We start from the raw sequence: 10,859 nt of genomic DNA, 5'->3' as shown, positions 1-10,859 counted from the left end.
GGTGTTTGGCGTGCTCGTCCCTCCCTATTCACCTCCCCCACACCCCCACCCGGACCACCAAACCACCCCACCACCAACAACTGAACGGGTCACCCGACCGCCACCCCCCCCCCGCCCCCCCGACCAGGTACGAAGGGGCAGTACCAGCACCGTGAGGGACACACGAGAAAGCCGGCTGCTGCTCATCCTGCTGGTGGCCGTCGCCTTCGCACTCGTCACCGTGGACATCAAGGGCGGTGAGAGTTCCCCCCTCGGCGGTGCCCGACACGCCGCCGCCAGCGTCCTCGGCCCGGTCGAGCGCGGCGCCGCCACCGTCGTCGACCCGGTCGCCGACACCGTCCGGGCCTTCCGCGACGCCGCCTCCAACAACGGCCGCACCGACGAGCTCGCCCGCGAGAACACCGAACTGCGGCAGAAGCTCGCCTCCTCCGACATGGCCACCGGGCGCACCAAGCAGCTCGACGACCTGCTGCGCACCGCCGGCGCCGGCGGCTACACCGTCAAGGCCGCCCAGGTCATCGCGATCGGCCCGGCCCAGGGCTTCTCCTGGACCATCACCATCGACGCCGGCAGCGACGACGGCCTCACCCGCGACATGACGGTGATCAACGGTCAGGGCCTGGTCGGCCGGATCACCACCGTCGCCCCGACCACCGCCACCGTGCTGCTCGCCTCCGACCCCGGCTTCTCGGCCGGCACCCGGCTGGAGGCCTCCGGCGAGATCGGCTTCGCCTCCGGCGGCGGCACCAGCCCGATGAAGGTCTCGCTGCTCAACGGCAAGGCCCAGGTCAAGGCTGGCGACCGGCTGGTCACCTTCGGCTCGCAGAGCGGCCGCCCGTTCGTGCCCGGCGTGCCGGTCGGCAAGGTCGTCGAGGTCGAGGCCACCCCGGGCCAGCTGACCAAGACCATCCTGGTCGAGCCCTTCGTCCAGTTCACCCGGCTGGACCTGGTCGGCGTGGTGGTCGTGCCGCCGCGCGCCGACCCGCGCGACGCCGTCCTGCCGCCGGCCCCGGCCCAGACCCCGGCCGCGCCCGCCGCCCCGCCCGCCAAGCCCACTGGGGGGAACTGAGCCATGCGCCTCGCCCGCATCCCCGTCTCCGCCGGCCTGATCCTGCTCGGCCTGATCCTCCAGGTCAGCGTCTTCGGACGGCTCCAGCTCCCGGGGGCCACCCCGGACATACTGCTGCTCGTCGTGGTCGGCCTGGCCATGGTCTACGGGCCGTCCGGCGGCTGCGTGGTCGGCTTCTCGGCCGGCCTGCTGGCCGACCTCGCGCCGCCCTCCGACCACGCGATCGGCCGCTACGCGCTGGTGCTCTGCCTGATGGGCTACGCCGCCGGGCTGCTGCGCCCGGACCACGGCCGCCAGCGGTCGGTGTCCAGCGCGCTGATGGTGGTGGCCGCCGCGGCGGTCGCCTCCACCCTGCTGTACGCGATGGTCGGCGCCCTGGTCGGCGACACCGCGGCCCGGCACGTCGGCCTCGGCGGCCTGGTGGTCAGCGCCCTGCTGTACGACGTGCTGCTGGCGCCGTTCGTGGTGCCGCTGGTGATGCTGGTCGGCCGCCGCTTCGGGCGCGACCCGGTGACCGCGGCCACCGATGACGACCAGGGCGGCTCCGGCCTGGGCACGCTGGCCCGCTACCGCACCACGCGCGAGGCCTCGTCCGGCCCGTCCTACAAGAAGCGGCGCATGCCCGGCTTCGTCCGGCGCCCGTAACCGGCCCGGCCCCCGACCTCCCGACTTCCCGCATCCTGGAGCGCACGAGACGTGAGCAACATCCCCGAGACCGGCCGTACCCGGCGGGTGACGATCCGTCTGGTGGTGCTGCAGATCCTGGTCCTGTCGCTGCTCGCCACCCTCGGCGGACGGCTGTGGTACCTGCAGATCCGCAACGCCAGCGTCTACACCGCCAAGGCGACCGGCAACCACATCCGCGAGGTGGTCGAACCGGCCGTCCGCGGCGAGATCCTGGACGCCTCCGGGCGGATCCTGGCCGGCAACGAGGCCCGGCTGGTGGTCTCGGTCAGCCGCACCTCGCTGCTGCAGCAGAAGGACGGCGGCAAGGCGGTGCTCGGCCGGCTGGCCGAGGTGCTGGGGATGCCCGCCAAGGACGTGCAGGAGAAGACCCGGCTCTGCGACGCCAAGACCCCGCAGCCCTGCTGGAACGGCTCGCCCTACCAGCCGATCCCGGTCACCAAGGAGGCGACCACCCAGCAGGCGATGCAGATAATGGAACGCCGCGAGGACTTCCCCGGGGTCACCGCGCAGCCCACCGCCGTGCGCCGCTACACCGGCGCCGAGGGCGCCAACATGGCGCAGGTGCTCGGCTACCTCTCGCCGGTCACCGACGAGGAGGTCAGCAAGACCGCCTCCAAGGCCGGGCTGGACCGCTACCTGCCGGCCGACCAGATCGGCCGGGCCGGCCTGGAGTCGGTGTACGACCGCGACCTGCGCGGCACCGCCGGCATCACCCAGCTGGAGGTGGACAACCTCGGCCGGGTGATCGGCACCGCCGGCACCGCCGCCCCGCAGACCGGCAACAACCTGGTCACCAGCATCGACGCCCGGGTGCAGAAGGTGGTCGAGGACAACCTGGCGCAGGCCATGGCCGACGCCCGGAAGACCTTCGACAAGGTCACCAACCGCAACTACGAGGCCGACTCCGGCGCCGCCGTGGTGATGGACGTCCACACCGGCCGGATCGTCGCGATGTCCAGTGCGCCGACCTACGATCCCAACCTCTGGGTGGGCGGCATCACCGGCAAGGACTACCAGTCGCTGACCAGCAAGGACTCCAACTTCCCGCTGCTGAACCGGGCCATACAGGGTCAGTCCGCCCCCGGCTCGACCTTCAAGGTCGTCTCCACCACCGCCGCCGTCGAGGCCGGCTACTCGCTGGACGGGACGTACGCGTGCCCGAAGAGCATGACCATCGGCGGCCGCGAGTTCAAGAATTTCGAGAGCGAGAACTTCGGCTCCATCTCCCTGGAGAAGGCGCTGGAGGTCTCCTGCGACACCGTCTTCTACGGCCTGGCGTACGACCAGTGGATGAAGGACGGCGGCATCAAGCCGAAGAAGGAGCCGGGCGACTGGTTCTTCAAGACCGCCCACCAGTTCGGCCTCGGCGCCAAGACCGGCATCGACCTGCCCAGCGAGGTCACCGGCCGGGTGCCGGACCGGCAGTGGAAGCAGTCCTTCTACGACAACAACAAGGACGCCTGGTGCGCGCAGGCGCAGAAGGGCGGCACCAGCTTCTCCGACCAGATCGCCAAGGAGAACTGCGTCGACGGCTACCAGATGCGCGCCGGTGACGCCGTCAACTTCGCGATCGGCCAGGGCGACACGCTCGTCACCCCGGTCCAGATGGCCCGGATCTACTCGGCGCTGGCCAACGGCGGCACCTTCTACCGGCCGACCATCGCCAAGGCGGTGATAAGCCCGAGCGGGGACCTCGTCCGCGAGATCGCCCCGCACGAGGACGGCAAGTTCCCCGGCTCCCAGAAGCTGCTGAGCTACATCGACCAGGCCACCGCGGGCGTCATCACCGGCGGTACCGCCGCCTGGAAGTTCTCCGGCGCCGGCTGGCCGCAGAACAAGATCGAGCTGCACGCCAAGACCGGCACCGCCGAGGTCGAGGGCAAGCAGACCACCTCCTGGCTGACCACGTACAGCAAGGACTACGCGGTCGTCATGACGATAAGCCAGGGCGGCACCGGCTCCGGCGGCTCCGGCGACGCGGTTCGCCGGATCTACCAGGCGCTGTACGGCGTCGACGACAAGGGCAACATCGACAACGGCAAGGCGCTGCTGCCCGCGCCGCAGGCCGAACTGCCGAAGTTCAACCCGGACGGCACCGCGATCATCAAGCCGGCGGCCTACACCGTCGACACTGCTGACACGACCAACACCGCCGACACCGTCGGCCCGGTGCAGGCCGTCGCGGGCCCGGGCCTCCTGGCGTCGCCGGACCAGGCGCAGGGTCTGCCCGGCCCGGCGCCGGCCTTCCTGGAACAGGTGCCGGGCGAACCCGCCCCGGCCTCTGCCTTCCTGGACCCGGCGCAGCCGAACGACCGGCCCGCCCCGGGCACCGCGGCCGACGCCGCACTCGAACCGAACCGCGGCCCGGGAAGGGGGCGGGCATGACCTCCTACGGCTCCTACCGGCAACTGCGGCTGAGCCCGCAGCGCAGCGGGGTCTCCAAGGCCCTGGCCAAGGACTCCCCGCTGTGGCGGCTGGACTGGATACTGCTGCTCGCCGCGCTGGCCCTGTCGCTCGGCAGCTCCCTGCTGGTCTGGTCGGCCACCCGCGGCCGGGACTCGCTCACCCACGGCGACCCGCAGTACTTCCTGTACCGGCACCTGACCAACCTGGTCGTCGGGCTGGTGCTGTGCTCGGTGGTGATAGGGATAGGGAGCCGGCGCTTCCGCACCCTCGTGCCGTTCCTGTACATCGGCGTGATCCTGATGCTGCTCGCCACGCTCAGCCCGCTGGGCTCGACCATCAACGGCGCGCACTCCTGGATCCAGCTGGGCGGCGGCTTCTCCATCCAGCCCGCCGAGTTCGCGAAGCTCGGGATCGTGCTGGCGATGGCGGTCGTGCTGTCCGACCAGGTGGACGCGGGGGAGCGGGAGTACCCCTCGCACCGGGCGGTGTTCCGCGGCCTGGTCTGGGCCTTCCTGCCGATGTGCGTCGTGCTGCTGATGCCGGACGCCGGCTCGGTGATGGTGATGGCCGCGATCGTGCTGGGCATCCTGCTCGGCTCGGGGGCGGCCAACCGCTGGGTGCTCGGGCTGCTGGTGGCGGGCACCGGCGGGTGCGTGGCGATCTGGAAGCTCGGGGTGCTGAGCAAGTACCAGATCGACCGCTTCGCGGCCTTCGCCAACCCGCAGCTGGACCCCTCCGGCGTCGGCTACAACACCGCACAGGCCCGGATCGCGATCGGCTCGGGCGGGCTGACCGGCAAGGGGCTGTTCCACGGGACGCAGACCACCGGGCAGTTCGTGCCGGAGCAGCAGACCGACTTCGTGTTCACGGTGGCCGGTGAGGAACTGGGCTTCGTCGGGGCGCTGGCGATCATCCTGCTGGTCGGCGTGGTGCTGTGGCGGGCCTGCCGGATCGCCCGGCAGGCGACCGACCTGTACGGGACGATCGTGGCCGCGGGGATCATCGCCTGGTTCTCCTTCCAGGCCTTCGAGAACATCGGGATGTGCCTGGGCATCATGCCGGTGGCGGGCATCCCGCTGCCGTTCGTCTCCTACGGGGGGTCGTCGATGTTCGCGGTCTGGATCGCGATCGGGCTGCTCCAGGCGGTCCGCAGCCAGCGGCCGATAGCGGCCTGAGCGGACTGTCCGTCCACGCGTTCGTCGGTCGAGGGCCGGCCCGGGAATTTCTCGGGTCGGCCCTTGGTGTTTTTCAACTGGGCGCTGTGAGTGGGTAGTTGTTGCCCGGTTGCGGCGGGCCGTGGCCCCGGTCAGAGCAGGCAGTCGGCGGCGGTGAGCGCCGCGCGGACCTGGTGGGCCAGCTGCTCCTGGACCGGCACCCAGCGGGCGCCGAAGCGGTGGTGCAGCTGACCCAGGCTCTCGGTGACGATGTCGCGGGCCCGGCCCCGGGCCGCCGCCACGGTCGGACCGCCGCTGTCCGCCAGCAGCCGCAGCACCGTCGACGCCACCCGCAGCGGGATCCGGGCCGCGACGATCCCGGCGGTGGTCACCCGGGACACCGTGAGCGGCTCGGCGCACCAGCGGGCCAGCCACTCCTGGGCCACCGACGGGCAGAACTCCAGGGTGAACCCGGCCGCGCGCACCAGTGCGCCGTGCGCCGCCCGGGTGTGCGCGGGCACGTGGGCCAGCAGCCCGGAGAGCTCCTCGGCGCGCTCGCGCAGCGTCCGGGCCGCGGCGCCGACCGCCCGGTCCGCCGCCGGGTGCGGACGGCCGTCGCCGACCGCGTCCACGGCCCACATCGGCACCTCCAGCACGGCCGTCACCCCGCCGTGGCGGCCGGCGTACGACCAGGTGGACAGCTCCGGCTCGTCCGGCAGCGCCCGTGACCGGCCGGCGCCGTCCGCCGAGGGCATCAGATAGGTGCCGGGGAAGGGGCTGGCCCAGCCGACCGCGTCGAAGGGGTCGACGTCCAGCGGGATGCCGGCCCGGCGCACCGAGGAGGCGAAGAGTTCGGGCAGCCCGGGCACCGGAGCGGTCAGCTGGATGAAGGCGCCGCCGAAGTCCACCCCGTGCATCGAGCACTGCAGGAACGGGCGCAGCTCGTCGATCAGGCCGGTCAGCGCCAGGCTCTCCGGCATCGGGGGCCGGCCCGCGTCGGCGGCCGGCAGCAGTTCGGGCTGCTCCTCGAACGAGGGGCGGAAGAAGTGCTCGTAGTGCCGGCGCATGGTGAGCGGCCCGTCCAGCCAGCCCGCGTTGAGCGCGGCGCCGTCCGGGTCCAGGCAGAGCAGCAGATGCCAGGACAGGCCGGGCCGGGTGGGGCGCGCCAGCAGCACCTCGGCCAGCCGCAGGGCGCCGGCCGTGCCGATCGGCTCGTTGGGGTGCGGGCCGCCGACGACCAGCACCGCGCGCGGGCCCCGGTCGACGGACAGCAGCAGCAGCGGGCGCCCGGCCCGCGAGCGGCCCACCTCGCGCAGCCGGCACCGCTCCGGGTGGCGCAGCGCGAGCCGCCGGGCCGCGGCCTCGGCCTGGGTCGGCGCGGGGTAGCGGGCCGCCCGGCTGCCGAGGGGCCGGGGCGGGCGGACCCGCCGGTCGGTGTCGGTCATGGCTCTCCTAGGGCGTGTCCCCTGGGGTGTGTTCGCGCGGCCGCCCGGCTCGTCGGGCCGTCGGGCCGCCGGGGCGCGCGGGGGCGCCGACGGACGCGGCCTGCGGGGCCGGGGGCGGGGCCCTGCGCGCCGGGGACGGGTCGCCGGGGGGAGTCGGCGAGGGGGTCGAGCGTACGGCCCAACTCCCTTGTCCGGAAGGGGTGCAGAGGTCTCTGGCGGGGCCCTGTCAGTACCGCATGGGTGGTCCGGGCATGTCAACGGCGGACGGCGCCGGGCGGCGGGCGCGCACTGCGCGTGCCGGGGCGGGCCGGACCGGGGCGGCCGCGCCGGAGCGCGGGCGGGTGCCCGGCCCGGGCGGGGGGTGAGCCCGGGGGTGAGCCAGCGGGCCTTTCCCCGGATTGGGCTACCCTTGAGGGTCACCCCTCCCCGCCGTCGCCTGCCGATGCGCGCGGCACCGAATCACGTCGTAAGGGTTCCTAGTACATGACTGTCGAATCGGTCTTCCCACGCCTGGAGGCCCTCCTCCCGCACGTCCAGAAGCCGATCCAGTACGTCGGCGGCGAGCTCAACTCGACCGTCAAGGACTGGGACGCCTGCGACGTCCACTGGGCGCTGATGTACCCCGACGCCTACGAGGTCGGCCTGCCCAACCAGGGCGTCATGATCCTCTACGAGGTGCTCAACGAGCGCGAGGGCGTGCTCGCCGAGCGCACCTACAGCGTCTGGCCGGACCTCGAAGCGCTGATGCGCGAGCACGACGTCCCGCAGTTCACCGTGGACGCGCACCGCCCGGTGAAGGCCTTCGACGTGTTCGGCCTGTCGTTCTCCACCGAGCTCGGCTACACCAACATGCTGACCGCGCTCGACCTGGCCGGCATCCCGCTGGAGGCCAAGGACCGCACCGACGAGGACCCGATCGTCCTGGCCGGCGGCCACGCCGCGTTCAACCCCGAGCCGATCGCGGACTTCATCGACTGCGCGGTGGTCGGCGACGGGGAGCAGGCCGTGCTCGACATCACCGAGCTCGTCCGCGGCTGGAAGGCCGAGGGCCGCCCGGGCGGACGCGACGAGCTGCTGCTGCGCCTCGCCCGCACCGGCGGGGTGTACGTGCCGAAGTTCTACGACGTGGAGTACCTGGCCGACGGCCGGATCGGCCGCGTCGTGCCGAACGCCCCGGGCGTGCCGTGGCGGGTGTCCAAGCACACCGTGATGGACCTCGACGAGTGGCCCTACCCGAAGCAGCCGCTCGTCCCGCTCGCGGAGACCGTGCACGAGCGGATGTCCGTGGAGATCTTCCGCGGCTGCACCCGCGGCTGCCGCTTCTGCCAGGCCGGCATGATCACGCGCCCCGTGCGGGAGCGAAGCATCACCGGCATCGGCGAGATGGTGGAGCGCGGGCTGAAGGCGACCGGTTTCGAGGAGGTGGGCCTGCTGTCGCTGTCCAGCGCCGACCACACCGAGATCGGGGACATCGCCAAGGGCCTGGCCGACCGCTACAGCGACGACAAGATCGGCCTGTCGCTGCCGTCCACCCGCGTCGACGCCTTCAACATCGACCTCGCCAACGAGCTGTCGCGCAACGGCCGTCGCTCGGGCCTCACCTTCGCCCCCGAGGGCGGCAGCGAGCGCATGCGCAAGGTGATCAACAAGATGGTGTCGGAGGAGGACCTGATCCGCACCGTCGCCACCGCCTACGGCAACGGCTGGCGCCAGGTGAAGCTGTACTTCATGTGCGGCCTGCCCACCGAGACCGACGAGGACGTGCTCCAGATCGGCGCGATGGCGAAGAACGTCATCCAGAAGGGCCGCGAGGTCACCGGCCAGAACGACATCCGCTGCACCGTCTCCATCGGCGGGTTCGTGCCCAAGCCGCACACCCCGTTCCAGTGGGCCCCGCAGCTGTCCGCCGAGGCCACCGACGCCCGGCTGGCCAAGCTGCGCGACTCGATCCGCGGCGACCGCAAGTACGGCAAGAACATCGGCTACCGCTACCACGACGGCAAGCCCGGCATCGTCGAGGGCCTGCTGTCCCGCGGCGACCGCCGCATCGGCGCCGTCATCCGCGCCGTCTACGAGGACGGCGGCCGCTTCGACGGCTGGCGCGAGCACTTCTCCTACGACCGCTGGATGGCCTCCGCCGAGAAGGGCCTGGCCGGCACCGGCGTCGACGTCGACTGGTACACCACCCGCGAGCGCACCTACGAGGAGGTGCTGCCCTGGGACCACCTGGACAGCGGCCTCGACAAGGACTGGCTCTGGGAGGACTGGCAGGACGCCCTGGAGGAGGTCGAGGTCGACGACTGCCGGTGGACCCCGTGCTTCGATTGCGGCGTGTGCCCGCAGATGGACCTCAAGATCCAGATCGGTCCCACCGGGAAGAAGCTGCTGCCGCTGGCCGTGGTCAACGGGGCTGCCCCGCAGGGCTAGTTGATGGTGCGGGTGGTACGGATGGCGCGGATCGGGCGGGTCCGGGCCGCGTGACGTGCTCGAAGTGACGGATGGAGCCCTCCCCGGGAATCGGGGAGGGCTCCATGCGTTCGCCGGGCGGACGGCGGCCGGGGGCGTCGGGGGGCGGCTGACCAGGGGCGGGACGAGGGGGGTGGCGGGGCGCGTACCCTTTGAGGTGACAGAGTCCGGACAGCGGCGGCAGCCGTCGCGCCGGACGGGGACAACTGACTAAGGACTGAGCGACCCTGGCACGCCGTACGCCCGACGGTCCTCCGCCCGCGCCGACGGTGCAGCGGATCCGTCTCCGCTACACCAAGCGCGGCCGGCTCCGCTTCACCAGCCACCGCGACTTCCAGCGCGCTTTCGAGCGCGCCCTGCGCCGGTCCTCCGTGCCGATGGCCTATTCGGCCGGCTTCACCCCGCACCCGAAGGTGTCCTACGCCAACGCGGCCCCGACCGGGGTGGCGAGCGAGGCGGAGTACCTGGAGATCGGCCTGGCCGCCCTCCGTGACCCGGAGGAACTGCGGGCACAGCTGGACGAGTCGCTGCCGACCGGACTGGACGTGATCGACGCGGTCGAGGTCCGGACGCCGAACTTCGTGGAGCGCCTGGAGGCCTCCGAGTGGCTGGTCCGGCTGGACGGCGTCGAGCCGCAGGAGGCCGCCCGCGCGGTCGCGGTGTTCCTCGCCGCCGAGCGGGTCGAGGTCGAACGCGTGACCAAGAACGGCGTGCGGGTCTTCGACGCGCGCGGTCCGGTGGCGGCGCTCGAGATCGCCGCGCCGCAGGTCGTCGACGGTGCGGACACGGCGGCCGAAGCGGACCGCGATGTTCGGACCGGCCCTCCCTGTGCGATACTGCGCCTGGTAGTACGACACGCCACACCAGCCGTACGACCCGACGACGTATTGTCCGGTCTCCGTGTGACGGCCGACCTGGCGCCGCCGGTCCCCGCAGAGGTGACCAGGCTGGCGCAGGGGCCGCTCGACGAGGAGTCCGGCACGGTGACCGACCCGCTGGCGCTCGACCGCGCCGCGGCCCCGGCCGGCTGACAGCCGCCGGGGTGCGCGGGGCCGCGTCCGCCTGACGGGCGGAGGCCGGGTCCAGTGCCTCACTGGGCCCGACGGTCCTCCAGGTTCCCGCGGCTCCCCAGGGGAGCGAGCGTCGTCGCAGCACAGGCCGGCCACCTGAGGCCCGCCGACCAGGACGGTCGGTGGGCCCGGGAACCCCGTCCGGGAGCCACCCGGGGTTGGGGAACGGCGCAGCTTGGGAAAACCTCAGAAGACTGGTCAGACCAGAAGACTTTCGACACCCCGCCGTGCGGCGGGGCGCCGAGCGAGACTACGAGCCCCTGTGCGGCCTCGCGTCCGCGCGGCGGCACCGTGAAAGGGTCCGGCCCGAGCATCCTCGCGATGCCGGCCGGCCACGGGTGCCGTGCCGTGCCCGGATGTGGAGCCCGGGGGCCTGACGGGAGATCCACCCGCATGCTCGATAACACCGATCCGCAGCAGAACGCGGCGACGGAACAGAACGAGACCGCCCCGACCGGCGGCGAAGGCACCTCCGCGGCGCCGCCGCGCCGCCGTCGCCGTGCGGTGTCCCGCCCGGCGTGCACCGCGCAGGGTGCGGCCGCCGAGTCGGCCGAGACGGTCG

7 protein-coding genes are annotated in these 10,859 nt (G+C 72.7%); 6 read left to right on the top strand and 1 reads right to left on the bottom strand.

Annotated features, from left to right (window positions below; all coding sequences use genetic code 11):
- The first annotated feature begins 151 nt into the window (after nucleotides 1–151).
- From mreC to rodA, 4 genes are read left to right on the top strand one after another with little or no spacing between them, the layout of a single operon-like run.
- Complete coding sequence (gene mreC / locus ACFV61_RS08570) at nucleotides 152–1,069, top strand: rod shape-determining protein MreC (RefSeq protein WP_380490747.1); 918 nt, start codon at nucleotides 152–154, stop codon at nucleotides 1,067–1,069.
- A 3-nt stretch (nucleotides 1,070–1,072) separates the two neighbouring features.
- Complete coding sequence (gene mreD / locus ACFV61_RS08565) at nucleotides 1,073–1,714, top strand: rod shape-determining protein MreD (RefSeq protein ID WP_063347560.1); 642 nt, start codon at nucleotides 1,073–1,075, stop codon at nucleotides 1,712–1,714.
- A 51-nt stretch (nucleotides 1,715–1,765) separates the two neighbouring features.
- Nucleotides 1,766–4,141, top strand: a complete 2,376-nt coding sequence (gene mrdA, locus ACFV61_RS08560; protein WP_380490745.1) for a penicillin-binding protein 2 — start codon at nucleotides 1,766–1,768, stop codon at nucleotides 4,139–4,141.
- Complete coding sequence (gene rodA, locus ACFV61_RS08555; protein ID WP_063347559.1) at nucleotides 4,138–5,337, top strand: rod shape-determining protein RodA; 1,200 nt, start codon at nucleotides 4,138–4,140, stop codon at nucleotides 5,335–5,337. The genes mrdA and rodA overlap by 4 nt, the downstream gene beginning before the upstream one ends.
- 131 nt (nucleotides 5,338–5,468) lie before the next feature.
- Here rodA and ACFV61_RS08550 read toward each other — a convergent pair whose 3' ends face one another.
- A complete protein-coding gene (locus ACFV61_RS08550; protein ID WP_380490743.1) occupies nucleotides 5,469–6,761 on the bottom strand; it encodes a M14 family zinc carboxypeptidase in 1,293 nt (430 codons plus the stop codon).
- Nucleotides 6,762–7,244: 483 nt separating this feature from the next.
- Between ACFV61_RS08550 and ACFV61_RS08545 the strand changes: the two genes are divergently transcribed.
- Together ACFV61_RS08545 and ACFV61_RS08540 are read left to right on the top strand one after the other, a co-directional pair.
- A complete protein-coding gene (locus ACFV61_RS08545) occupies nucleotides 7,245–9,188 on the top strand; it encodes a TIGR03960 family B12-binding radical SAM protein (protein WP_063347557.1) in 1,944 nt (647 codons plus the stop codon).
- A 308-nt stretch (nucleotides 9,189–9,496) separates the two neighbouring features.
- Nucleotides 9,497–10,258 (top strand): TIGR03936 family radical SAM-associated protein, encoded by a 762-nt coding sequence (locus tag ACFV61_RS08540; protein ID WP_380490741.1) that lies wholly within the window; start codon nucleotides 9,497–9,499, stop codon nucleotides 10,256–10,258.
- Nucleotides 10,259–10,859 lie beyond the last annotated feature (601 nt).

The sequence above is a fragment of the Kitasatospora sp. NPDC059817 genome (assembly GCF_042731835.1).
Lineage (GTDB): Bacteria > Actinomycetota > Actinomycetes > Streptomycetales > Streptomycetaceae > Kitasatospora.
The sequence above is the reverse complement of the archived record's forward strand: the minus strand, read 5'-3'. Positions and strand labels throughout refer to the sequence as shown.

Bases quoted from the DNA above. Each gene is read 5' to 3' on its own strand.
- mreD (WP_063347560.1), top strand. From the start codon at position 1,073: ATGCGCCTCGCCCGCATCCCCGTCTCCGCCGGCCTGATCCTGCTCGGC.
- rodA (WP_063347559.1), top strand. From the start codon at position 4,138: ATGACCTCCTACGGCTCCTACCGGCAACTGCGGCTGAGCCCGCAGCGC.
- ACFV61_RS08550 (WP_380490743.1), bottom strand. From the start codon at position 6,761: ATGACCGACACCGACCGGCGGGTCCGCCCGCCCCGGCCCCTCGGCAGC.
- ACFV61_RS08545 (WP_063347557.1), top strand. From the start codon at position 7,245: ATGACTGTCGAATCGGTCTTCCCACGCCTGGAGGCCCTCCTCCCGCAC.